This window comes from Bacteriovorax sp. BSW11_IV, assembly GCF_000447755.1.
Classification (GTDB): Bacteria; Bdellovibrionota; Bacteriovoracia; order Bacteriovoracales; family Bacteriovoracaceae; genus BSW11-IV.
Genome location: NZ_AUNE01000045.1, coordinates 186,943 through 209,806 on the forward strand (window position 1 = coordinate 186,943; position 22,864 = coordinate 209,806).

Genomic DNA, 22,864 nt, shown 5'->3' on the forward strand with positions numbered 1-22,864 from the left:
ATAGGTTAAGTTTTATTCAAGACAGGAGGTCAAATGAATAATGTTAATGTCGAACTTTTTGGAAAAGACCCTAAAGTAACAAAAGCGCTTTCTATCGCCAGAAACGTATCAGTTACAAAGGCTCCAGTTCTAATCACAGGTGAAACTGGTATTGGAAAGAAAACTCTAGGTCAGTACATTCACCAAAATTCTACTCGTGCAAATGGTCCATTTATTGTTGTTGATTGTGCAGAAGATGCGCAAACAGTAGAAAACAATATTCTTGGTCACAGAGATGATGAAACAGGACGTTTCAACAAAGGTGCTCTAGAAGCTGCAAACGGTGGAACAGTTCTATTTGCAAACATCGACGGTCTTGAAGACGAATTCCAAAAGAGAGTACACAAAATCCTTACTGAACTAAGCGATTACGATATCGACGTAAGAATTCTTGCAACAACAACTAAGAACCTTTCAAAATTAGTTGGAGCTGGAAGATTTTACAGAGGTTTATATACATTTATTTCTCCAAACTCAATCAACCTAACTCCACTAAGAGAAAGAACAGCTGATCTTGAAATGATCGCTAGACACTTCATCACTGAAAATGCTGAAGCAACAGTTGAGCTAGATGATTCTGCACTTAATAAAATTCTTAATCACTACTGGACATACAATATTCAGGAACTAAAAGCAGTTATTGAAAATAGTCTTGAAAACCTTGAAGAAGATTTCGTACTTAACGAAGAAGCTCTAGAAATTGGTGAAAAGAAAGCTGTAAGTATGATCTCTGAAGAAGATTCAGAAGGTATTAGACTTATGTCTCTTAAAGAAGCTGAAAGACTACTTATCAAAAAAGCTCTTGTTCACACAAGTGAAAACAGAACACAAGCAGCTAAAATTCTAGGAGTATCAATTAGAACTCTTAGAAACAAAATCAATGAGTACAGAAATTCTGGGAACTCATATTTTGTAAATTTAAGATAGTAATTGGAGATAGGGGTATCCCATGATTTCAGACGACAAAACTCTACAAGCACTGGCAGCGTCACTGAACTTTAGACAGATGAGACAGGAGATTATTTCTTCCAACATCGCTAACGCAGAGACACCAGGGTACAAAGCTAAGAGACTCGATTTCGAAGAAGCTCTAGCTCGCGCTTTGGATGTTGATGGTAATGAATCAATGTTGACCTCCGATAAAAAACATTTCGATGTTGGGAGTGGCGGATTTAATAACCTTGAACCAGATGTTTATGAAGATCCAAACGGGGTTGTTAGTGAAGATGGGAATACTGTAGATCGTGATGCCGAAATGGCGAAAATGGCAGAAAATAAAATCATGTTTGATGCCTCTGTCCAGCTACTTAATAAAAAACTAGGACTGCTCAAATACGCAGTAAGCTCTGAGAGGTAATAGATGGATTTATTAACGAGTTTAAAGATTAGTTCATCAGGACTAAGTGCAAACAAAAAGAGAATGGCCGCTATTTCTTCAAATATTGCCAATGCGCAAACAACGAGAACTGCTGAAGGTGGTCCTTATAGAAAGAAAGAAGTGGTTTTCGGTGCTGAGCCAGCGAGAGAATCATTTTCAGAGATTTTAGAAGGTGAATTAGATGAAAAGGCTCAGGCCGTACATGCAACAGAGGTTGTTTCAACTAATAAACCACCAATTTTGAAGTATGAACCAAATCACCCAGATGCAAATGAGCAGGGATATGTGGCCTACCCAAATATCAACGTTATGGAAGAAATGGCCAATATGATTTCAGCTTCAAGAAGTTATGAAGCGAACGTAAATGCAATGACAACAACTAAGAACATGGCCATGAAGGCCTTGGAGATTGGAAGATAATATCTTCGGAGTAGAGTATGGCAATTAACAATATCAGTTCAATGAATGAAATTTTAGCGAAACACTCAACACATGAGTGGACGCGTTCATCTGATGTTGACATTACTAAGGCACTTGACTTTAGTGATGTAGAATTTGGCAATATTAAAACTGGAGACACTAAACAATCATTTAGTGACATGCTTGCGACAACAATTAAAGATGTAAATAGTCTTCAGCAAGAGGCGAACACGGCAGTGCAGAAGTTGGCATCAGGTCAGACGAAAAACTTGCATGAGACAATGTTAGCAGTAGAAAAAGCAGAGATCGCATTTAAGACGATGAACCAGATAAGAATGAAAGTCATTGACGCTTATAAAGAAGTCATGAGAATGCAGATTTAGTGAATAAAACTTGGGGCATGAAGCCCGCTTGTGAATCAGGAGGATTCCCTTGCAGGACTTTTTAGAAAAAATTGTAAGAAACTTTACCGAATTCTTCCAGAGCTTAGATGCATCTAAGAAGATAGGTCTAATATCAATATCAGTCTTTATTGCTGGTGTGCTCGCTTCAATGATTATTTGGGCGTCTAAAACTAGATATGAAGTACTCTATACTGATCTTAACAAAGAAGATTCAAAGAAAATTGCAGTGATCTTAGAGGAAAACAAGATTGCTTACCAATTAGAAAATGATGGTAAGACAATCAAAATCCCTGAGGACATGGTTAATGTTTGGAGACTTCAGCTCGCAACTAAGGGTGTAAATTTCTCTGGGACAGTTGGATACGAAGTTTTCGATAAGCAATCTTTTGGAACGACAAGCTTTGTTCAAAAAGTAAATAAGCAAAGAGCTCTAGAAGGTGAGTTGATTAAGACGATCAAATACCTTAGAGGTGTTAAGAGATCTCGTGTTCACTTAACAATTCCTGAGTCATCTCCTTTTGCATCTGAGAAAAAGCCACCTTCAGCATCAGTTGTTCTTGAACTAGAAGATGGAGTTATTTTAACTGAAAGTGAGATCCGCGGAATTGGTTCATTAGTTGCATCGTCTGTCGAAGGAATGAGACCAGAGAACGTTGTTATTCTTGATCATAGAGGGAAGAAACTATCTGAGAACGTTGGTGATGCTATGACGGCAAACACTGCAAACAGACTAGCTCTCGAATCAAAACTAAACACTCAATACGAAAAACAAATTGAAGAAATTTTAAGTAAAGTAGTGGGTGCCGGAAAAGTTATCGCTAAAGTAACGGTGAAACTTGATTATACAGAGTCTGTATCGACGAGTACTGAATACGATTCAGAAAATAAGGCCGTTCTATCTGAGGTTGAAAACTCTCAGAAAATTGCAGGAGCGAGACCGTCTCCACAAGGTATTCCAGGGGCGAGATCTAACCTTCCAGGTGAACAACCACAACCAGGAATTCCTGAGACAAGAAATAATGTTGATAAGTCATTAACGACTAGAAACTACAACGTACCAACTAAGGTAACTAAATCAAAGAAACCTTCAGCTACTGTTCGTAATATTTCTGCAGCAGTTATGATTGATGGTAAAATGGTACCAATGAAGAACGATTCTGGTGAATCTGTAATGCAGTATGAACCATGGGCTGAAGCTGATATTGCGAACTTTCAAGCAATTGTTTCTTCAACTTTAGGTATTCAAGATAAGCGTGGTGATAAGATTGTTATTAAAAATATGCAATTTCATCACGAGGATATGGAAGGAGTTGAGGCCCTTATGCGTGAGCGTGAGAACCGCGAACTTCTTAAAAATATCGTTAAGTACATTGCTGTTGGTTTAGTAATTTCACTGTTCTTCTTCCTTGTTGTAAGACCATTCATCCAGTGGATTACAGACAATACTGTTGAAACTGTTGAAGACTTCTTACCAAGAACACTAGAAGAACTAGAGAAGGTTCAGGCCAATCAGAAACTTCCTGGGCTTGAAGATGCACTTCCTCAGATAGAAGAGAAGCTGAACCCAGAAAAAATTGAAGGGAATATGCTGCGTGAAAAGATTATCTCTCTTGTAGAAGGTAACCCAGGCAAAGCAGCACAGATTTTACATGAAATGATTCATGCAAATGAATCAGATAAACAAATCGCTTAATTAGAGAAGGAGAGTCTTTGTGAGCGACAATTTAGATCCAGATGTTGAATATTCACTACTAACAGGACAAGATAAGGCCTCGTTACTTTTGAGTTCTCTTGGTGTGACTACGACACAGTTAATCTTCTCTTATATGAAAGATAACGATGTTAAGAGAATGATTAATGGAATGGCGAACATTAAACGTGCGCCAATTTGGATGATAAAAAGAGTTCTAGAAGAATTTTACTCTCAGCTAAATGAAGAGAACGATCTCCTTTTCTCTGAAAACTCTGGTAGAGACTTTATTATTAATGCTCTTGGTGAAGATAGAGCGAAGCAACTTCTTGGTCAAATTGTTGATGTTGGAGCTTCGAATACTCTTGAGTCTCTGGAGCTAGTTGATACAAGAACACTTGCAAACTTCCTGATTAACGAACACCCTCAGACAATTGCTTTAATTGTTGCGCACTTAAATGCTGAGAGAAAAGTGGATGTTCTTAGACGTCTTCCTGAAGGTCTCCAGGCAGAAGTTGTACTTAGGGTTGCAAACCTTGACCACGTTTCACCTGAACTTATTGCTCAGCTTGATGACGTACTTAAAACAGAACTTTCAACACTGGGATCAATTGATACAAATCAACTTGGTGGTGTTGAACCAATCGCTGATATGCTTAATCTTATGGATAAGAATAGCGAGAAGAATATTATGGGTCGTGTTGAAGAGAAAGACCCTGAGCTTGCAGAAGAGATTAGAAAACTTATGTTCGTCTTTGAAGATCTTATCTACGTGGATGACAGGGGTATTCAAAATCTACTTAAAGAAGTTGATGGTCAAAAACTTACAATTGCACTTAAAACTGCTCCTGAAGATGTTCGTGCGAAGCTCTTTAAGAACATGTCTAACCGTGCAGCGACACTACTCAAGGAAGATCTTGAGACTCTTGGACCAACAAAACTTTCTGATGTTGAGAAAGCGCAGTCTGAGATTGTACAAAAATGTAAAGAGCTTGAAGCTCAAGGTAAAGCATTCATCTCTCGTGGTGGTGATGCAGACGCTCTTGTATAAGAGGATTGGAGATAGGTTATGGCCCAAGATTATGAAGTACAAGAATATCAGTTTCAATCTTTTACAAAGAATGCTGATAATTCAGGTAGCGTAAGTGACTTTCAGTTTCAAAATCTTGATAGTCATTTTGCCAATTCTCGTAAACCATCACCTGAAATCATTAAGGTCGAGAGAACAAACTCTAGACTAAAGGGCTTTGAAGTTTCAGATATCGTAAGACATCACCGTGGACTTCAGGCCCAAGAAGAGAGTGAAAAAGAACAAATCATTCAAGAGGAAGTTGAAAGAAGACTTGCTTTGATTAAAGAAGATGCTTTTCGCCAAGGGTTCCAAGAGGGTTCAAACGCAGGTAAAGAAGAGGTCTTCCAAGAAACAATCAGACAAACAGAGGAAAAACTTGAAACTCTTGGTGAAATGATTCGTGGAGTTCTTGGTACAAGTGAAGATATTTTAAAAGCACAAAAGAAACAAATTTATAATCTAGTAAGAACTTTAACAAAATGGGTTATCTTGCGTGAACTAAAAGATGACGACAAGTATCTCGAAAGATTGTTAGAGAAGATCATTCTGGAAATGCAAACAAAGAAAAACCTTCTTGTTCGCGTTGATCAAAAAGACTTTGAATTTATGCCGGAAGTTCTTGAACACGTCCAAAAAAGAATCGGTGAACTACAAAACGTTAGAGTTGAAATTGATTTTGATATCGAAGGTCCAGGACTTGTTCTGGAATCTGAAAATGGCATTATCAATGGTACGTTGAATGAACAATTAAAGAGTTTAGACCGACTTTTTGAAACAGTAGGACTTGGTGCAGATGAGTCAGAATCTGAATAAAACATTAGATTTAGAGGCCATTCATAAGGCCTATGAATATGCGACTCCTTATCAAAAGATTGGGAAGGTTAGAGCTTCTCGCGGGATGCTCTATGAGATAAATCTTGCAAGGGCCGTTATCGGAAGTAATGTTGAGTTCGTTACAGAATTCGGTGACACCTGTCTAGGTGAGGTCGTTTCAATTGATGGTCCCAAATGTTTGGCCATGCCTTATTCTGAAATTTCAGGAATCAATTCTGAGACCAAAGTATATTTAAAAGACTTAACAACTACGATCAAAATCAGTGAGGCCATGATTGGTCGCGTGATTGATTTTCAAGGAAATCCCATTGATGGCAAAGGTCCAATCGAAGGATTTACAGAAAATAGATCGATTTTTGGAACTCCAATTAATCCCCTTGAGAGACCGCCAATTCGTGAACAGCTTGATACAGGTGTTAATGCCATCAACTGTTTTATGACAGCAGGTAAAGGGCAACGTATGGCCATTATGGCCGGATCAGGGGTGGGGAAGTCTGTAACGCTTGGTATGATTGCTCAAAAATCATCTGCAGATGTTAACGTTATCGCCTTAATTGGAGAGCGTGGTCGTGAGGTTCTAGAATTTATCGAACATGACCTTGGTCCTGAAGGTATTAAAAAATCTATTGTAATTGTTGCAACATCTGATACTTCAGCCCTTATCAGAATGAAGGCAGCTTATGTGGCCACAACTGTTGCGGAATATTTTAGAGATCAAAATAAAGATGTGCTTTTGATGATGGATTCAATCACACGTTTTGCTATGGCCCACAGAGAGATCAGCTTAAGTGCTGGAGATCCTCCTGGTCAAAAAGGTTATACACCAGCAGTTTTTGCACAACTTCCAAAGCTAATGGAAAGAGCTGGGACAAAGGCCAATTCTGGAACGATCACTGGAATCTATACTGTTCTCGTTGAAGGGGGCGATATGGATGAGCCTATTGCAGATGCGGTTCGAGGGATTTCTGATGGGCACATTATTTTAAGCCGTGCTCTTGCATCTAAAAACCAATTTCCGGCCATCGATATTCTACAATCTCTTTCAAGGGTAATGGGGAAAGTCGTTTCGAGTGAGCATAGAGTCGTTGCAGGTCACTTAAGAGATCTAATGGCAGCTTATCGAGACAACGAAGATTTAATTAACGTAGGTGCTTATGCAAGAGGATCAAATCCTAAAGTAGATAAGGCCCTAGTTATTTACGATGACCTTATGAATATGATGAAGCAATTTCAAGGGATGAGCTCACCACTATCAATGGATGAGCTTTTTGATAGTATGGTTGATTTAGCTAGAAAGGCCGAACATGCCATTAACCCTCCACATTACGAGGAGTAGTAGATGGCCCAGAAGTTTAAGTTTAAACTAGATGGACTCTTAAAGGTGAGGGAGTTCAACGAAAAAAGAATTAAAGTTGAGCTTGGGCAACTATTGAAAGAAATTACTGAAGTAGAAGATAAGATTAAAAAGTTACACGCAGATATTGAAGACGCCTATGAGTCACAAGAGCGATTTATTGAGACTCCTACTTTAGGTCGTATGGCACAGTTCTTTCCACAATTTATTCGTGCCAAAAAAGACGAAATTAAAATAAATGAAAATATACTCTACTCACTGCAAAGAAAATATCAAGCGAAAGTAGAAGAAATGTCGAAAGCAAAAGGTGAGGTTAAGGTTTTAGAGAACTTTAAAGAAAAGAAAAAAGTAGAACACCAAAAGCAAGTCGATAAGAAATTACAAGAAATGATTGAAGAATTAACGATGAATAAAAAGCATCATGAAAAAAAGGTGAACGAGAAATGAAAGCTTTTATAATATTATCCCTTGTGCTGTGTTTGTCTGGTGGACTTAAAACGGCCTTTGGAGAAGAAAAAAAAACTTACACTCAAGAAGAATTTGATGCTGCTGTCATGAAAGAGCTTGAGAAAAAGATGAAGCAAATTGGCAGATCAAAAATGATCGATTTCTCTAAGGGCCTACTTGAAAAAGAAGAGCAAATGAAAGTTCGTGAGCTTGAAATTTCTAAAAGAGAAGAGCAATTAAAAGTTAATGAAGGTGATTTTAAAAATCGTGTACAAGCTTTTAAAGACGAGCAAAAAAAGTTTCTAGCTTGTCTTGATGATGTTGATCAAAAAGAAAAAAGTCGTATCGATAATATGGTAGCTGTTGTGTCGGGTATGAGACCACAAAATGCAGCTGCGCTATTGTCGCAACAAGAGGCTGAAATTTCAGTGAAAATTATTTCAGAACTTGATCCTGCAAAGACTTCCAAAATTTTTAACTTAATGGATAAGGAAATTTCTGCCCGACTTCAAAAACTATACTTAAAAATGCGAAAATGATTCAGTGAGTCGGAAGTCTCATTTAATTTAGGGATAAAATGCAAGCAAACTTATTAGCACAATTAACAAAGATGATGGATGTAAAGGGGACGAAGGGTCTACCTACAAACACGTCTGCTAAAGGGCAAGCAGTAAATGCTGATGCTCTTTTTGCTAAGCTAATGAAGCTTGTAAACTCTAATGCTTCAACTGACGAGATTGTAAACTTAGTAGAAAAAGAAACTAAAAATCTCAATAACGAAGATAAAGAACTTGTATTTGATGTGATGTCAGATTTCCTAGAAGAGGGAAGCTCTGTTGAACAAAAAATGCCAGAACAACTTATCAATATCAAAAACGAAGAAAAGATTGTTTCAACAAATAAGGAAACGGCTTTAGATAGTATCTTTAAGAAAAACGATGTTAGAGATGAAAAACTTTTAAGCATTCTTGATAAAGGTACAGATCTTAATACTGTCAAAAATGCGAGAGCTGAAACTTCTATGTTGGCCGAAACGCAACCAAAAATAGAAGGGAAGCTAGCTTCTTTATTAAATAATGATGCTCCTGTTATGACAGACATGAAAAAAGTTGCGTTAAAAGAATCTCTAAATAATTCACCAAAAGAAGCTGTTAAAGTTCAAAGCAGTGATGATTTTTTAAATAATCTTGCGATGATGAAAAAACCTGGTCAGGCACAGAGTCAATTAGCTTCTGCTAACCAAAATTCTAATTTTTTCAGCGTAAGCAAATTCCAAAAAGAACAATCTGTTCTTGATAATGGAATTATTAAAACTAAAAAGTCAGACTTTTTCAAAACATCATCTAAAGAAGAAAAAGATGGTGAATTAAAAATTGATGGGAATTCTCATGCTTTTGCTAAAGAAGAGGCAACTCTTGCAATGCTAACAAAAGATGGGATTAGACCGGTAGAGAAGATGTCTGTTGAAAATTCAACGAATAATCAAGTGAAAGTTCTTGATTTGAATTCTCTTAATACAACTGATGCCAATCAAGTAATCGAGAAGATTTCAAATTATATTGTGCAATCAAAAATTAACAATACAGATACTCTAGACCTGGTTGTTAAGCATGATTCACTTGGACAATTTAATGTTCTAGTTAATAAGACTCAGGGATCTGATTTAATTGATCTACAAATCAGAACGGCAACTGCAGAGGGAAATCAATTCTTTGCTAAGCATGAAACTGAGCTCCTAAAACACCTAGGACAGAATGGTGTAAAAGTTGCTGACTTAAAAATTGCCATGAACGATGCTATAACTATGAGTAACGGTTCTGAAATGAAGAAGAATACTGATTCAGGTTCTCAATTCAGTCAAAACCAAAATCACTCATCACATGCTAATAACTCTTTCTCTGGTGACTTCGGTCGAGGTGGAGAGCAAAGAAGAAAAGATCTTTGGCAAGAGTATCGTGAAAGGCTAGGAGCTTAATTAAATGGCCCAGATCGGAAAACCCGCTTCATCAAATGATTTTGCTGGTATCCAAATGGCACAGAAAACCATTGGAAACGGTAAAAGAAAAAAGACTACGGTTGGAGAGCAACTTAACAAGCTTTCTGGTGTTGAAGAGAAAAGCCGTTTTGTTAATCGTGAAGAACATAACAAAATGGGGAAAGACGGGTTCCTTAAACTTCTTGCGCATCAAATGCAAAACCAAGATCCAATGAAGCCTATGGATCAAAAACAATTCGCAGCAGATCTTGCTCAATTCTCTCAGTTAGAGCAAATGACAAATATGAATGCAAAGTTAGATAACTTTGGTAAAAATGCCCCTCAAGAATTGAAGTTCTACGGAGCTAGCTTCCTTGGTAAAGAGGTTGTAACAAATGGAACAACTGTTAATTACGATGGAAAAAATATCAATCAAAAACTTCCATTCTATTTAGAAAAGCCTGCTAAAAACGTTATCGTTAACGTGTTTGACTCTAAAAACCAAATGGTCGCTCAGCTTGAAGGTGAGGGGCTAGGTCAAGGACAACAGTCTTTAGAGTGGAACGGTTATATGCTTGACGGAACAAAGGCCCCTAAAGAAAGTTACCGTTTCCAAGTTTTAGCTTGGGATAAAGATATGTCAGAATTTAGAGGACAAACAAAAGCTTCAGGTGTTGTTACGGGTATCAACTTTGAAGATGGTGAAACTGTTTTAACTCTTAACGATGGTAAGAAATTATTTTTAAGAGATGTTGAATCTTTTAAATTACCAAATGGTGAACAAACAAATTCTCTTAACGAGCAAAAAAATCCTGCATTGCAAAAGAATGCGATGAAAGCGTACAATGGTATTGAAGGGCAACTTTAATTAAGTTGATATGAATATGAACAACAATAAGATTAACAACATTCTGATTCCAAATGTCTCGAAGCTTCCGAGTCAGAAGAGTGTTGATCTTACAGATAAACTCGACGGCAAAATTAAAGGCGAAGAGTTTAAGAATCTACTTAAGGAACAAATTGATGGTCCAAGAGTAGAGCATGGTATCTCTCTTTCTGTTCATGCAGCAAAAAGATTGCAAGAAAGAAATTTGAGTATGGATAGTGATGAATTTTTCAAGCTTAAAGGAGCTATTGATAAGCTCAAAATGAAAGGTGGAAGAGATTCATTAGTTATCACAGATAAAGCAGCTTATATCGTTGACGTTAATAACAACAAAGTTGTTACCGCCATTGATAAAGAAAATATGTTAGAAAATGTTTTTACGAAAATTGATTCGACAGTAATAGTTTAAGCGGTTGAATGAGTTATTGGCTGGTCCTTTCCGGAAGCCATGTGACGGATCTGTAGTTATCCAACACATCTCATCAGCTTGTATGGTCTAGGAGGGACTTCATGGGAATTCTACGTTCTTTTAACATCTCAGTTTCAGGTATGAACGCAGTTGGACAAGGTATGGGTGTTATTGGTGATAACATTGCCAACGCTGGTACAACGGGTTTCAAAGCTTCTCGTGCAGAATTTCAAGACGTTCTTGCAAAATCTCTAAAAGGTATTGATGGTGGTGATCAATTTGGTGCGGGTGTTAAGCTTGCTCACATTAAGCCATTAATGTCTCAAGGTGATGTTACGAGAACAGATAGTATTACAGACCTTGCAATTAACGGTGATGGTTTCTTCAGAGTTGAAGCTCCATTTGGTCCAGGATTTACAAGAGATGGTTCAATGCACTTCAATAAAGAAGGTGAGCTAGTTAATTCTGACGAATATAAAGTTCTAGGTTTTACTGTTGATACTGAAGGTAGAGTTACAAATAAATTAAGTCCAATCAAACTTGGTAATACAACGATTCCAGCTAAAGCAACTGAGAGTGTTGGTGTTAATATGAACCTTGACTCTCGTGCAGAAGTTAAGCAATTCGACATTAATGATCCTGATAAGACTTCAAACTTCTCTCACTCAACAACTGTTTATGACAACGTTGGTACAGCAAGACTTGTTACTATTTACTATAACAAGCAAGCTGATAACAACTGGACATACCGTGCTCTTGTTGACGGTGCAGATGCTCAAGGGGGAGAACAAGGGAAATTCGTTGAGATGGCCTCTGGTACTCTTAGATTCAACCCAAAGGGTCAATTGCAAGAAGAAGTTGAAAGCAACAATTCATTCAACTTCAATAAAGGTGCAGCTCCTGATCAGAAAATTAAATTTGATTTCGGTGCATCGATTGCAGAAGGTGGGGATGGGCTTGATGCTTCAACTCAATATGGTTCTCAATCATCTGTTGCAAGACATACGCAAGATGGTTCATCAGCTGCAACTCTAGCTTCTCTTTCATTTAACGATAAAGGGATTTTAACTGCAGTTTACGATAACGGTATCGCTAGAGATATTTCTCAGATCGCAGTAGGTAAGTTCGAAAACAACGAAGCACTTTTCAAAGTTGGTAAAAACTTATTCAAAGAATCAAGACAATCAGGTCAAGCGGCCATGGGAAAACCAGGTGAAGCGGGACGTGGAGAGGTTCTTTCTAAGTCTATTGAGCTTTCTAACGTTGATATTGCTAACGAGTTCGTAAACCTAATGACTGCATCTAGAAACTTCCAAGCAAACGCGAAGACGCTAACAACAGCTGATCAAATGCTACAAGAAGTTCTAAACATTAAACGATAATCATCTCCCTAGTTGATTTGATAACCCTTCCCTAGAGGGTAAAAAAAAGGCCACTCATATGAGTGGCCTTTTTATTTAAGCGAGTAATTTTTTATTCACCATCAGTACCAATCGCTTCGACTGGGCATGCTTCTAAAGCGGCCATGGCCTCTTCTAATTCTTCTGGAGATTTGGGTTGGGCCTTTACAAAGGCATGACCTTCTATGTCGTTCATTTCGAAGAAACGTGGCGCTTCCATAACACAGGCATCACAGGCAATACACTGATCATCTACATAGAATTTACCAGGTACGTTTTCTTCCCATTTTGCTGTTTTATCGGCCACGTTTAACTCCTCTGCGAAAAATATCTAAAATCTATTGAAACGAAATGTTGCCGTTGATTTTTACACTAACTTTTTCTTTTTGTTCTTTAATTGCATTTTGCTGAAGAACGCGAGAAAGAACTCTGCTTAGTGCTTCGCCATCGGCCTTAACTTCTTTCTTATCCATTTGAGCTGTTTTTACTACAACAACTTTAGATGCGCTATCAAATGTGTAAATTTTGTTTGTCTGTACACCGTTGGCAAAAAGAGCTTCTAAATTCTCATCGCTAAGTGATTGAATAGAGTTTGCACTATCAAGTCTTGTAATAGCAACTTTCTCTTCATGGTTAACAGCGTATTCTTTTTCTAGTGCCATTAGTTGCTTTTTATTTCCTTTTTCAAGGGCCGAAGCAACTTCAGTTTTAACTTTTTCAAGAAGAGCAGAGATATCTTTTTCTTTTTGAATAAGCTCTTTGGCTAGATCTGTTTGGTGCTCAGCTAGAGTTGCTGGTTTAGCCGCTTTTTTGTCTTCAACTAAAATTAGGTGGTATCCAAACTGAGTCTTAACTGGAGCTGAAATTTGACCTGGCTTCATTTCAAAAGCAACTTTTTCAAATTCGGGAACCATTCTGCCACGTCCAAACCATCCAAGGCTTCCTTTTCTGTCTTTTGCCCCTGGCTCTTCTGAGAACTTATTAACGTTAGCTACGAAGTTCTTTACAGTAAGACCTTTAGCAATAGATTGAATCTTCTCAAAGGCCTTCTTGTCATCACCATCTTTTACTTCAATAAGGATGTGGCTAGCTTTAACTTGCTCTGGAGTATCAAGGGCAGCTTTTCTGTCTGCAAATAGATTTTCAACTCTTTTAGCGTTAGTTTCATTAGCTAGGTATTCACTAATTTCTTTCTTAGAAACATCAACAGTTTTTCTAAGAGAGTCTTTGCTGATTGTCATAATATCTGCACTAAGACCTTCTGACTTAATACGAGCTACTTCTTTAGCGTAAGTTTCAGATACTGGAACACTTGCTAGAAGGGCCTGTGCTTTTTGAACCTTGATTTGATTTTCAGTGTCTTCCTCAAACTGCTCAGGTGTAATTCTATTGTAAGCAAGGAGACCTTTGTACTTGTTAATGTCAAATTGACCATTTGTTTCAAAGAACTTCATTGATTTAATTTGGTTTTTGATCTCATCTTGGCTAGCAGTTGCACCAATTTCATCAGCGAAAGTTAGGATTAGTTTGCTGTTGATTAGGTTTTGAAGAGCGTTTTGTTGAACATTGAATTGCTTCATTTGTCCGCTTGTAAGAGGCTTTCCACCATTAATGAAGTTGCTCATGAATTGAGATTGTCTTTGGACTTCATTTTCAAATTCGAAGAGCTTAACTGGGTAAGACCCTACCTTGGCCACTGAATCAGGAGTTGTACCTTGAAAAGTTGTAAGCCCTGAAACTACGAATGCAATAACGATCAATCCGATGATCAAATTAACCAAAATACTAGAAGTTTTCTTTTGGAAGTTGTCCGACATAACCTTTGTCCTTTTTTTGTTGCTATGAAATTCGAAATATTATCCCCCAACTCCTCTAGAACGTAAAGATTGTTGGCAGTTGGTGGCAATTTCGGTAACTTTTAATAAACACAACTTTGGAGTGAGTTTTGAAATTTCTTGAAGGAGATGGCGCGAAGCTAAAAATCGCCCTCAATGTCATTATTTTGTCCGCCGCATTATGGGGAGTCTCAAGAAGAGATGTTTCCTATACTGAGACAACGGCCTTTGAAAACGCTATGATCGACTCTTTTGCCCCGATGCAAAAGAGTGTGAGCTATATTCAGGAACAGTTGAGCGATTTTGTCGAGCATTACCTAGCAAATGTGAATGCGAGCAAAGAGAACGTTGACCTGCATAAAAAAGTGAAAGAACTGGAAAGCGAATTATTTAGCTTTGAAGAAGTGGCCCTAGAGAATATTAGGCTCAAGGACCTTCTAGAGTTCGGAAAAGGTGTCAAAAGAAGAAAGGTTCTCGCTCAGGTTGTGGCCTGGAACGCAAATAGTGATTTTAGGGTTCTTCGCATTGATAAGGGAATAAAGGATGGGATTAAGGTTCAATCAACAGTTGTAACCTCAGATGGTCTTGTTGGTTATATCTATCGTATTACAGATAGCTTTGCAGATATCTTAACAATCGTTGATTCAAACAATAGAGTTGATGGGCTTATTGAGAGAACGCGTTCGCACGGTATTTTAGAAGGGGATTCAAATTCTAAAACACAAATGAAGTACGTCACAACTACTGACCCGGTTATTTTAGGTGATCTCGTTTTGACTTCGGGTTTAGGAAATATCTATCCAAAAGGCATTAGGATTGGAGTCGTAACTCGAATTGAAAAAGAAAGTCATGGGATTGAGCAGGAGATCGAAGTAACTCCTGCGGTAGACTTCTCAAGGCTAGAAGAAGTTGTAGTGCTTGTTAGTGATGAAGGCAGCGATCATAAAATGGAGTGGGAAGCCCTCGATGATCCAGAACACTCAAGGAAGAATTAATGAAGTTACAATTAAAAAATATACTTATTTCTCAGTTCATCACGATTTTAATTCTAATCGTATTAGAAATCGTATCAACAGGAATTTTACCAATACTTGGACTTCAAAAATATTCTATTCCCTTTAATATTTTAGTTGTTCTATTTCTTGGATTTAAACTTGAGACGCCATACTTATCTGTCTTGATTCTTGTTGTTCAATTTTTCCATTCTTTTTTCTCTATCGAGGGTTGGGAAATGGGAACAATTGCTGGAATTGTGATTTGTTTTATTATTTCGTTCCTAAGAGATTTAATTCATTTTCATTCATCTCTTGCAACAATGATGGTAACGCAAATCTTCCAATTCATCTGGTTTGTAATTGTGTCTTTTCTTCTCTATTTGAAGTTGGATACGTTGGATTATATTATCGATAAATTTTGGAGATTTTTACCAGAGAGTATCTTTATTACACTTATGGCACCATTTTTCTTCTCATTATTTGATAAGGTATGGGGAGTTGGAGAGAAAGGTCTGCTTGGAGATGAGTCTTAATGTTTGGTGAAGATGATATTGTCAAAGGTCACAAACAAAGAGCAGATATAATATTTAATATTATCGTTTTTTGTTTTGGACTAATTGTCATTAGACTTTGGTACTTACAAATTTATAAAGGGGATCTCTTTTATAAATATTCAGTACAAAATCGTCTAAGAAAAGAAATTGTAAATGCCCCGCGCGGGTTAATCTTTAGTCGTAATAATGAACTACTTGTTCATAATGCTCTTCGTTTCGACGCAGCAGTTGTTCCTCAGTATCTAACAAAGAAAGATGAGACTTTTAAAAAGCTGTCTTCTATTTTAGAGATGGAGCAGGATGAGATTAAAAAGATTTTAAAAAATAATAGTAATCAGGCCAGTTATCGCCCAGTAGTTATAAAGAAGAATATCTCAGGTCGTGAAGTTGCAATTATTGAGACCGAGTCTTCTTCAATGCCTGGTGTGCGTGTTGAAACTTTTATTTCTCGTGAGTATCGCGATAAAGAAATTGGGGCACACTTACTTGGTTATATTTCCGAGATTTCTCAGGCGCAGCTTCCTAAATATAAAAAACGCGATGGAATCGACTACAACCTTGGAGACTTTATCGGTCAATCAGGTGTTGAAGAAATGTTTGATCAATCCCTTCGTGGTGAAGACGGTTATCAATTCATGGAAGTAGATGCTCGTGGACGCATGAAAAGGGTTATTCAATCAAATAACCTTTTCCAAGGAATTGAAAACAAGCCGGCCCGTCCTGGTAACAATATTCGTCTGACAATTGATCGCGATATGCAAATTCAGGCCTTCAATTCTTTAGAAGATAAAGTGGGAAGTGTTGTGGCCATTGATGTTGAGTCTGGTGAGATTTTGACAATGGTTTCTCGTCCTTCATTTGAACCAGGGCGATTTAGTAGAGGGATTTCTTCAGATTACTGGGCATCCCTTGTAAATGATCCAAACAGACCCCTCATTGATAGAACTATTCAAGAACACTATATGCCTGGTTCTACGTTCAAACCTTTCGTTGCTATTGCGGCCTTAGAAGAGGGGCTAATAAAGCCAGATCAAAAAATTATGTGCCCTCCAACTTTTAAACTTGGGCGTAGAGTTTTTCACGACTGGAAAAAAAATGGCCATGGTATGACGGATGTTTACAAATCGCTTCGCGAGTCAGTGGACGTTTACTTCTATAAAATCGGAACTCAGTTAGATATTGATACTCTTGGCGAGTATGTTTCAAGCTTTGGACTTGGAAAGAAAACAGGAATTCTTTTGCCAAGGGAAACAAGTGGGCTTGTTCCAACAAAAGAATGGAAGAAGAAAAGATTCGGTGAAGAGTGGCAGCTTGGTGAAACACTTTCATGTGTAATCGGTCAGTCGTACAATCTTTCGACTCCATTGCAACTAGCGATTTCTTATGCGGCCATAGCTAATGGGGGAAAGGTCTATAAACCTTATATCATTAAAGAGGTTTTCTCTAATAATGGATCAATCATTAAAAAAGGAAGGCCTGAGATTTCAATGAATGCAAAGGTGTCGGATGAAACTTTGAAGCATATTCGTCGTGGTCTCTATGAAGTTGCTAACGTTAAAGGTGGGACAGCTTGGTGGTACCGCGGGCGTGGTATCCATATGGCCGGAAAGTCGGGAACTTCACAAGTTCGTTCAATGTCATCAAAAGAGCTTTTTTCAAAGTGTAAGGATATGCCTTATAAAGATCGCCACCACGGAATCTTTGTGGCCTTTGCTCCTTATGAGAAGCCACGTGTGGCCGTTGCCGCTGTCGTAGAGCACGGTTGTTCGGGATCGGGTGCTGCTGCACCTGTTGTTCGTGATGTTTTAACAACATATATGAAAAAGTATGAGCCAGAGCTTTTCGAAAAATTATCGCAGATGGATAAGAATGCTTATTTAGAAATGCTCCGTGCTGAGCGTGAAAAGAAAGAGAAAAAAGAAGAAGAGGTAGAAGACGATGAATAATAATTCAGGAATTGTAGAGGCCTTAAAGAGATACGACTTTACCTTCTTCGGAATATCATTTGCGATATTCCTTGTGGGTGTCGTCAATCTTTATTCGGCCACTCATTCTTCGGCAAACGATTATTTTGCTGATCTTTATACTGTTCAAATCGGTTGGTATGTATTTTCAACAATTGTTGGTGTTGTTGTAAGTTTCATTCAGCCAAAAAACTTTTTTCGCTATGCCTGGCTCTTCTACGTTTTAAATATAATTCTCTTAGTGCTTGTTCTTTTTACAGGACATGTCGGAATGGGGGCGAGAAGATGGATTGTGTTAGGTCCCATTCGTTTGCAGCCTTCCGAGCTTATGAAGATCACTTCGATATTACTTTTGGCGCGTTGGTTTACTAAGAATGATCCTGATCAAGAGATGGGGTTAAAGCAGCTTATTGTTCCTTTTATTTTGGCCATGGTTCCCACATTGTTAATTGTCGTTGAACCAGATTTAGGAACAGGGCTACTTATTCTTCTTATCTTTTTTGTTATTGCTTTTTATCGCAAGCTTAAGTGGAAATCGATCGTCATCCTTGCCATCCTTGGAGTTCTCAGCGGTGGTATGATGTACAAATTTGGATTAAAAGAATATCAAAGAAAAAGGATTTTAACTTTTATCAATCCATCGGCCGATGCCAAAGGTTCTGGGTATAACGCGATTCAATCAAAAATTGCCATTGGTTCAGGTCGTTTTCTAGGTAAGGGGTTTAAAAAGTCTTCTCAGGCCTCTTTAAATTATCTTCCTGAAAACCATACAGACTTTGTCTTCTCAATTTTTAATGAAGAACATGGTTTCTTTGGTTCTTTATTTTTAATCAGTTTATATCTGATTCTCTTTTATCGTTTTATTTGGCTTGCTCAATCGGTGACAAAAATCTATGACTCCATTGTCGCCATAGGGGTGATGTCCATTTTCTTCTGGCACACCTTCGTCAATATGGGGATGGTTATGGGGCTTATGCCAATTGTAGGTTTACCTCTGCCGCTCATGTCGTATGGAGGATCAAGTTTGCTCACTTTTGGAATTTGTTGTGGGATAGCCACATCAATTTCAAATTCTCGAAATCTATTCTGATTTAACTTATTGTAATGAGATCATTTTTTAGGGTGTTAGTTTTTTAACACCCTAATGAAAAAATATAACCACGCTAAAGAAAGAGCGCTCTTCTTGTTATTATTGCGATCGTTGATGTTAATTATGATCGGGATAATCTGATGGTTGAGCGAATTAAAAAATTCTTCTTTCTTGGGCCTTTATTGTGCCTATTGATTGCGAAATCTCACGCTGGACCTGGACCATTGGCCGGAAAATATTACGTTGAAAATTTTTTCAAAGAAACTGCCGCTCAAATGCTTATTCACTTAGATTCAGCTGGACGAAGTGATCTTCTAAAATCAGAAATTGAGGCAGTAACACAAATTTTAAAAGAGACTCTTCAGGCCCAAAAAGTCATTGCCTACAAAGATCTCTACACTTATCAAAGAACCTATAGTGCCATTGGCGATGGTTTCATTCTTCTTGATATCGATAAGTGGCAAGAGGCCATTGCAAAAGGTAGAGATATTCGCAGTGGGATTATTTCAATTCTCTTAGAGATTAACGGTATCGATAATATCGATATGGCCGCAACTCTATACAGCTTACTACCTCGCTACAACAACAAAGGCATCTTTGATGTGGCCGAAGGACACACGCCATTTTGTCTTATTAGTGATTATAAATCTAAAGTTCTCGCCCATACCAAAGAAGGTAAGGGAGATTGGTCTAAGAGTATTGGTGATGCCAAGGTCGCGGCCCTAAATGAATGTGAGCAAAAGGGGCTTGAGAACTGTTCACTTATACAACTTCGAACTCTTGGATTTGGAAAATGGCAGCGCTACAGATACGATTACTCTGGCAATTCTTTTTCATTTGCTCGTACCTCTATGTTTTATACCAAGTGCTACAACCTATCGCGCTGTGAAGATTTCTATTCTTTTGCACCTCTAGGTCAGCTCTCGGCCATGGATATTCATGGCCTAGATGAAAAAATCAAAGAATGTAGTGAGCGTTAACTTTTGGCATTAATCTTGCCCTAAATAAGCTATACAAACGAATGTTTAAACGTATTTTCAGGGGCTTATGTAATGACTTTAAAACAAAAATTGCTCTTTATTTTGACGGCCATCTCATTTTTTAGCATTTCTCACTCTTATGCAGGAGAGAGTTCTGCTAAAACAAATAAGGCCTTTGAGAAGCTAAAAGAGGATTTGTGGTCAAAGGGTCTTTACTTTGAAGAAACTCAAATGCCTGTCTATAACGGGGTTGCGCCAACTGTTTTTCCAGAAGAATTGTCTCAGGCGCTGCAAAATGTTGACGTTTAATACGAAAACTTGATATAAAAGTACCATAACCATACTAAACCAACAGGAAGTTCAAAGTATGAGTAAGGTATCTCAAATCGGAAGTCTCTTAAAAAAACTACACCGTACATATAACGGTGAGCTTTTACGTCTTCTTCAATTAAAGGGTTTCACAGACCTTCGTCCTAGCTTTTTAGAAATTCTACTTTTTATCTGCGAAAATGATGGTCCAAGCATTAAAGAAATTGGTTTGGCCTGTGGGTTAAAAAAGCAAACGATGACAAGTCACTTAAATGAACTTGAAAAACGTGGCTACATCCTAAGAAAAAATAATGCTCTTGATAAGAGAGAACAAAATATCTTTTTAACTGAGTACGGTGAAAAGTTTAAATTCAATCTTTTTGAATGTATCAGTGAAGTAGAAAGAACTTATGTTGAGCTAGTCGGTGAAGTCGAGCTTGATAGGGTAGAACATCTGCTTTCAAATTTTAACGACAAAATTAATGGCCAAAAACAAGAGACTCTACAATCGAGAGTTCAATTGAATTTGGCCCTAGATTTCTAAGCTTCCTTGATTAGAGGAAGCTCTTCTTTTTTTCCTGGCCAGTATTCATGGCCCCCTGAAATATTATTCACGTTGAAGTAACCTCTTTTGATTAGAAGTTCACATGCTTTAATTGATCTTAAGCCGCGTTCTGAAATAACCATGATTGGTGTTGTCTTATTTTGAATTTCTGCATATCGATAATCGAGTTGTTCAAGAGGAATGCGCACAGCACCCGGAAGATCATTTTCACTCTTATAGTCTGCTGCACTTACATCTAGGATGAGGAAGTCCATATCTGGATTTGAAAAAATATTGAAAGCGTCTTGTGGAGTGAGGTCGTTATATGGTCTTCCCATGAGAATCATATTGTCATCAATTGGGTCCCCATTTTTCACACGAATAAGGTGATTTCTTTGAAGAGCAATCGAAAAGTCTAGCTTTTCATCAATACGAGAAATATTCTTTTCAATATTTGTTAGTCTTGTGTTGATAAATTCAAGCATTTGAAAAATTCGAAGATCCATATATATTCCTCGCAAAGGGTCCACACATGGAAATTATAACAATTTAGTGAGATGAAATTCAGAGGGTAAAAGATACCCCGAGCGAATTGCTCGGGATTGTTTTAAAACACTGGATAGAAAGTTCCGAAATGGATATTCCCTGTGATTACAGTAGTTAAAAAGCATGAAGTAAAAAAGATCGCACCTTCATAAACTCCGTAGCCAAGCTCGGCCTGAGAATTTACAAGTTTACCTTCGCTGTTCTTTTCTAGTAAATCGTCTTGGAAATTGAAGATAAAGACCAATCCCTTTTTGAAAAATGGGATAATAATCAGTGAAAGAAGAATCTTTAAAATCACCTGAATACTGTACCACTTAATATCATTCAATTCGTGTTGCAAAGAAGAGGCGATAATTAATGACCAACCCCAGATGAAGCCCAGATAAGAGGCCCCAACGGCCAGATTTTTTTGAACCATAAGGCGGTTAAAGGAAAGCTTTGATATAAGAGAATATGACTTTGTCGCAAAACCAATAAGCACAATTGCAAAAAGCCAAAGAAAGAAGACCATAACAAGACTTGTTTGTGATACGGCAATTACAGTCTTTACGATATAGGCCATTCCTAATGAGTGAGCAAAGCACACAAGGGCGTAGGCAAAGTTCTTTCTCTTTGTGATCTCGTCATTATATTCAAAATTATAAAGAACGATACTTTCTATAATATAAATTGATCCTAGAAATAACGTTGATGCAATCAAAGCATCTACAGAAAAATCGAGCAGAGCAAGGTAGATACCATCACTCATATTGAAGTAGAACTCTGAGAAAATGATCCCAATACCTATGATTCTAGAAAATAAGTGAAGCGTATCGCATGAGTTTTTCGATGGGAAAAATCTTCTGAACAGTTGGTTTCTCGCTGTCGGGTAGAGAAAAGTGTGGGCATATTTATAGAGAAAAATAGCACCACAAAGAAAAAGCGTGAAAACAAATCTCAGGATTAGTTTATCAAAGAGTTCATTCATTTTTATTCTCCCATGGGGGAATTGAGAAAAGGCTTAATATATGCTTAATAAATTCTATTTTCTGCTCATCAGTGTTCAAAGTGTCCTTGAACTCTTCTTTAGTAATTTCACCATTTGTTCCAAACTCATTGTTTAGACCGTAAAAAGGTCTGTCTTGAGTCGTATAAACTTCAGCTGTTTTTTGAAAATCTTGAGTCGGTCTAAAACCACCCCATTTGAAAATTTTTGGAAAGTGGCGGTAGGCCCTATGAAAAGTCCAAACTTTTTCACCCGAATCTATGAGACGCCATCTTCCATAAGCGTGATCGCCAACATAGAGAATCCCTGGAGGCATTGGAACAGTACTTTCTTCGTGACCTTGCTCAAGTTCGCTAACATATTTTTGTTTTGCTTCTTTTTTTCCAGGCTCTTCAAAAAGAACTTCCTTTCTTCTAAAAAGAGAAAGTCCCTTGTTTGGAAGGTTCTTATCCCAAAACTTCTTTGATGTTCTGACAACGATTTCTTCTGGGATCTTAAAACCGTGAACAATTTTATAGCGATGAAAATAGGTCTTAATCAGAAAGCCTGTCTTAAATGAATCCACAAGAATAATAGAGAGCGGGGCCCCGAAGAAAAAATCGGAGTAAACTTGTTCATTGGCAAGATAAGGCGTCCTTTGCTCTGATGGTGAGAAACTTTTTGAGAGTCCCAGAAAGATCAGGATCAAGAGAACGTATAATGAAATTTTATTCATAAAAAATAACGCATTTCTTTGTAATTAAAGGCATTATCT

The 22,864-nt window shown here is 37.6% G+C and carries 26 protein-coding genes; 21 read left to right on the plus strand and 5 right to left on the minus strand.

Going from position 1 to position 22,864, the window contains the following annotated elements; translation table 11 throughout:
• The first annotated feature begins 33 nt into the window (after positions 1-33).
• From M899_RS12780 to M899_RS12845, 14 genes are all read left to right on the plus strand, one after another.
• Entirely contained in the window at positions 34-966 is a 933-nt protein-coding gene (locus M899_RS12780) for a sigma-54-dependent transcriptional regulator (RefSeq protein WP_021271798.1), read from the plus strand.
• 22 nt (positions 967-988) lie between these two features.
• Positions 989-1,396 carry a flagellar basal body rod protein FlgB gene (gene flgB, locus M899_RS12785; RefSeq protein ID WP_021271735.1) on the plus strand — a complete coding sequence of 136 codons (408 nt, stop codon included), beginning with the start codon at positions 989-991 and terminating at the stop codon, positions 1,394-1,396.
• A gap of 3 nt (positions 1,397-1,399) precedes the next feature.
• A complete protein-coding gene (gene flgC / locus M899_RS12790) occupies positions 1,400-1,837 on the plus strand; it encodes a flagellar basal body rod protein FlgC (protein WP_021271766.1) in 438 nt (145 codons plus the stop codon).
• A 17-nt stretch (positions 1,838-1,854) separates the two neighbouring features.
• On the plus strand, positions 1,855-2,220 hold the full coding sequence (gene fliE, locus M899_RS12795) for a flagellar hook-basal body complex protein FliE (RefSeq protein WP_021271870.1): 366 nt from the start codon (positions 1,855-1,857) through the stop codon (positions 2,218-2,220).
• A gap of 49 nt (positions 2,221-2,269) precedes the next feature.
• The gene (gene fliF, locus M899_RS12800) at positions 2,270-3,934 is read left to right on the plus strand and encodes a flagellar basal-body MS-ring/collar protein FliF (RefSeq protein WP_021271913.1); all 1,665 of its coding nucleotides are present in this window, start codon (positions 2,270-2,272) and stop codon (positions 3,932-3,934) included.
• A 19-nt stretch (positions 3,935-3,953) separates the two neighbouring features.
• Positions 3,954-4,982, plus strand: a complete 1,029-nt coding sequence (fliG, locus tag M899_RS12805; protein WP_021271883.1) for a flagellar motor switch protein FliG — start codon at positions 3,954-3,956, stop codon at positions 4,980-4,982.
• Between the two features lie 18 nt (positions 4,983-5,000).
• Complete coding sequence (locus tag M899_RS12810; protein WP_021271781.1) at positions 5,001-5,816, plus strand: FliH/SctL family protein; 816 nt, start codon at positions 5,001-5,003, stop codon at positions 5,814-5,816.
• Positions 5,797-7,173: a FliI/YscN family ATPase gene (locus M899_RS12815; RefSeq protein WP_021271909.1), complete on the plus strand. Its 1,377-nt coding sequence runs from the start codon at positions 5,797-5,799 to the stop codon at positions 7,171-7,173. Before M899_RS12810 ends, M899_RS12815 begins: the two co-directional genes overlap by 20 nt.
• A gap of 3 nt (positions 7,174-7,176) precedes the next feature.
• Entirely contained in the window at positions 7,177-7,638 is a 462-nt protein-coding gene (locus tag M899_RS12820; protein WP_021271821.1) for a flagellar FliJ protein, read from the plus strand.
• Positions 7,635-8,177, plus strand: coding sequence for a MotE family protein (locus M899_RS12825; RefSeq protein ID WP_021271740.1), 543 nt, complete (start codon positions 7,635-7,637; stop codon positions 8,175-8,177). The genes M899_RS12820 and M899_RS12825 overlap by 4 nt, the downstream gene beginning before the upstream one ends.
• Before the next feature lie 38 nt (positions 8,178-8,215).
• Positions 8,216-9,613 carry a hypothetical protein gene (locus tag M899_RS12830; RefSeq protein WP_021271789.1) on the plus strand — a complete coding sequence of 466 codons (1,398 nt, stop codon included), beginning with the start codon at positions 8,216-8,218 and terminating at the stop codon, positions 9,611-9,613.
• A 4-nt stretch (positions 9,614-9,617) separates the two neighbouring features.
• Positions 9,618-10,481: a flagellar hook assembly protein FlgD gene (locus M899_RS12835; RefSeq protein ID WP_021271876.1), complete on the plus strand. Its 864-nt coding sequence runs from the start codon at positions 9,618-9,620 to the stop codon at positions 10,479-10,481.
• Between the two features lie 10 nt (positions 10,482-10,491).
• Complete coding sequence (locus tag M899_RS12840; protein ID WP_021271933.1) at positions 10,492-10,908, plus strand: TIGR02530 family flagellar biosynthesis protein; 417 nt, start codon at positions 10,492-10,494, stop codon at positions 10,906-10,908.
• 101 nt (positions 10,909-11,009) lie between these two features.
• A complete protein-coding gene (locus M899_RS12845) occupies positions 11,010-12,290 on the plus strand; it encodes a flagellar hook protein FlgE (protein ID WP_021271810.1) in 1,281 nt (426 codons plus the stop codon).
• Positions 12,291-12,381: 91 nt separating this feature from the next.
• Here M899_RS12845 and M899_RS12850 read toward each other — a convergent pair whose 3' ends face one another.
• Together M899_RS12850 and M899_RS18760 are read right to left on the minus strand one after the other, a co-directional pair.
• Positions 12,382-12,615: a ferredoxin gene (locus M899_RS12850; protein ID WP_021271805.1), complete on the minus strand. Its 234-nt coding sequence runs from the start codon at positions 12,613-12,615 to the stop codon at positions 12,382-12,384.
• Between the two features lie 31 nt (positions 12,616-12,646).
• Complete coding sequence (locus M899_RS18760; protein ID WP_021271943.1) at positions 12,647-14,125, minus strand: peptidylprolyl isomerase; 1,479 nt, start codon at positions 14,123-14,125, stop codon at positions 12,647-12,649.
• A 128-nt stretch (positions 14,126-14,253) separates the two neighbouring features.
• On the opposite strand from M899_RS18760, the gene mreC reads away from it, so the two are divergent.
• The 7 genes from mreC (at position 14,254) to M899_RS12890 (ending at position 20,579) form a co-directional block, all read left to right on the plus strand.
• Entirely contained in the window at positions 14,254-15,138 is an 885-nt protein-coding gene (mreC, locus tag M899_RS12860) for a rod shape-determining protein MreC (protein ID WP_021271833.1), read from the plus strand.
• The gene (locus tag M899_RS12865; RefSeq protein WP_021271919.1) at positions 15,138-15,671 is read left to right on the plus strand and encodes a hypothetical protein; all 534 of its coding nucleotides are present in this window, start codon (positions 15,138-15,140) and stop codon (positions 15,669-15,671) included. Before mreC ends, M899_RS12865 begins: the two co-directional genes overlap by 1 nt.
• Entirely contained in the window at positions 15,671-17,638 is a 1,968-nt protein-coding gene (mrdA, locus tag M899_RS12870) for a penicillin-binding protein 2 (RefSeq protein WP_021271863.1), read from the plus strand. The genes M899_RS12865 and mrdA overlap by 1 nt, the downstream gene beginning before the upstream one ends.
• Positions 17,631-18,746 (plus strand): rod shape-determining protein RodA, encoded by a 1,116-nt coding sequence (gene rodA, locus M899_RS12875; protein ID WP_021271888.1) that lies wholly within the window; start codon positions 17,631-17,633, stop codon positions 18,744-18,746. Before mrdA ends, rodA begins: the two co-directional genes overlap by 8 nt.
• A 140-nt stretch (positions 18,747-18,886) precedes the next feature.
• A complete protein-coding gene (locus M899_RS12880) occupies positions 18,887-19,726 on the plus strand; it encodes a hypothetical protein (RefSeq protein WP_021271850.1) in 840 nt (279 codons plus the stop codon).
• 72 nt (positions 19,727-19,798) lie between these two features.
• The gene (locus M899_RS12885; protein ID WP_021271769.1) at positions 19,799-20,035 is read left to right on the plus strand and encodes a hypothetical protein; all 237 of its coding nucleotides are present in this window, start codon (positions 19,799-19,801) and stop codon (positions 20,033-20,035) included.
• A gap of 58 nt (positions 20,036-20,093) precedes the next feature.
• On the plus strand, positions 20,094-20,579 hold the full coding sequence (locus M899_RS12890; RefSeq protein WP_021271847.1) for a MarR family winged helix-turn-helix transcriptional regulator: 486 nt from the start codon (positions 20,094-20,096) through the stop codon (positions 20,577-20,579).
• Here the strand turns inward: M899_RS12890 and M899_RS17890 are convergent.
• The 3 genes from M899_RS17890 to M899_RS12905 all read right to left on the minus strand — a co-directional run bounded on the left by M899_RS17890 (position 20,576) and on the right by M899_RS12905 (position 22,825).
• On the minus strand, positions 20,576-21,085 hold the full coding sequence (locus M899_RS17890) for a rhodanese-like domain-containing protein (RefSeq protein ID WP_021271742.1): 510 nt from the start codon (positions 21,083-21,085) through the stop codon (positions 20,576-20,578). The genes M899_RS12890 and M899_RS17890 overlap by 4 nt on opposite strands.
• A 101-nt stretch (positions 21,086-21,186) precedes the next feature.
• A complete protein-coding gene (locus M899_RS12900; RefSeq protein WP_021271917.1) occupies positions 21,187-22,092 on the minus strand; it encodes a DUF350 domain-containing protein in 906 nt (301 codons plus the stop codon).
• Positions 22,085-22,825 carry a hypothetical protein gene (locus M899_RS12905; protein WP_021271780.1) on the minus strand — a complete coding sequence of 247 codons (741 nt, stop codon included), beginning with the start codon at positions 22,823-22,825 and terminating at the stop codon, positions 22,085-22,087. Before M899_RS12905 ends, M899_RS12900 begins: the two co-directional genes overlap by 8 nt.
• Between the last annotated feature and the right edge of the window lie 39 nt (positions 22,826-22,864).

Coding starts and splice junctions, on each gene's coding strand:
- rodA (WP_021271888.1), top strand. CDS start 17,631: ATGAATAATAATTCAGGAATTGTAGAGGCCTTAAAGAGATACGACTTT.
- M899_RS12865 (WP_021271919.1), top strand. CDS start 15,138: ATGAAGTTACAATTAAAAAATATACTTATTTCTCAGTTCATCACGATT.
- M899_RS12825 (WP_021271740.1), top strand. CDS start 7,635: ATGAAAGCTTTTATAATATTATCCCTTGTGCTGTGTTTGTCTGGTGGA.
- M899_RS12880 (WP_021271850.1), top strand. CDS start 18,887: ATGGTTGAGCGAATTAAAAAATTCTTCTTTCTTGGGCCTTTATTGTGC.
- mrdA (WP_021271863.1), top strand. CDS start 15,671: ATGTTTGGTGAAGATGATATTGTCAAAGGTCACAAACAAAGAGCAGAT.
- M899_RS12840 (WP_021271933.1), top strand. CDS start 10,492: ATGAATATGAACAACAATAAGATTAACAACATTCTGATTCCAAATGTC.
- M899_RS12890 (WP_021271847.1), top strand. CDS start 20,094: ATGAGTAAGGTATCTCAAATCGGAAGTCTCTTAAAAAAACTACACCGT.
- M899_RS12815 (WP_021271909.1), top strand. CDS start 5,797: ATGAGTCAGAATCTGAATAAAACATTAGATTTAGAGGCCATTCATAAG.
- M899_RS12780 (WP_021271798.1), top strand. CDS start 34: ATGAATAATGTTAATGTCGAACTTTTTGGAAAAGACCCTAAAGTAACA.
- M899_RS12900 (WP_021271917.1), bottom strand. CDS start 22,092: ATGAATGAACTCTTTGATAAACTAATCCTGAGATTTGTTTTCACGCTT.
- M899_RS12830 (WP_021271789.1), top strand. CDS start 8,216: ATGCAAGCAAACTTATTAGCACAATTAACAAAGATGATGGATGTAAAG.
- flgC (WP_021271766.1), top strand. CDS start 1,400: ATGGATTTATTAACGAGTTTAAAGATTAGTTCATCAGGACTAAGTGCA.
- M899_RS12905 (WP_021271780.1), bottom strand. CDS start 22,825: ATGAATAAAATTTCATTATACGTTCTCTTGATCCTGATCTTTCTGGGA.
- M899_RS18760 (WP_021271943.1), bottom strand. CDS start 14,125: ATGTCGGACAACTTCCAAAAGAAAACTTCTAGTATTTTGGTTAATTTG.
- M899_RS12810 (WP_021271781.1), top strand. CDS start 5,001: ATGGCCCAAGATTATGAAGTACAAGAATATCAGTTTCAATCTTTTACA.
- fliE (WP_021271870.1), top strand. CDS start 1,855: ATGGCAATTAACAATATCAGTTCAATGAATGAAATTTTAGCGAAACAC.
- flgB (WP_021271735.1), top strand. CDS start 989: ATGATTTCAGACGACAAAACTCTACAAGCACTGGCAGCGTCACTGAAC.
- M899_RS12820 (WP_021271821.1), top strand. CDS start 7,177: ATGGCCCAGAAGTTTAAGTTTAAACTAGATGGACTCTTAAAGGTGAGG.
- M899_RS12845 (WP_021271810.1), top strand. CDS start 11,010: ATGGGAATTCTACGTTCTTTTAACATCTCAGTTTCAGGTATGAACGCA.
- M899_RS17890 (WP_021271742.1), bottom strand. CDS start 21,085: ATGGATCTTCGAATTTTTCAAATGCTTGAATTTATCAACACAAGACTA.
- M899_RS12885 (WP_021271769.1), top strand. CDS start 19,799: ATGACTTTAAAACAAAAATTGCTCTTTATTTTGACGGCCATCTCATTT.
- M899_RS12835 (WP_021271876.1), top strand. CDS start 9,618: ATGGCCCAGATCGGAAAACCCGCTTCATCAAATGATTTTGCTGGTATC.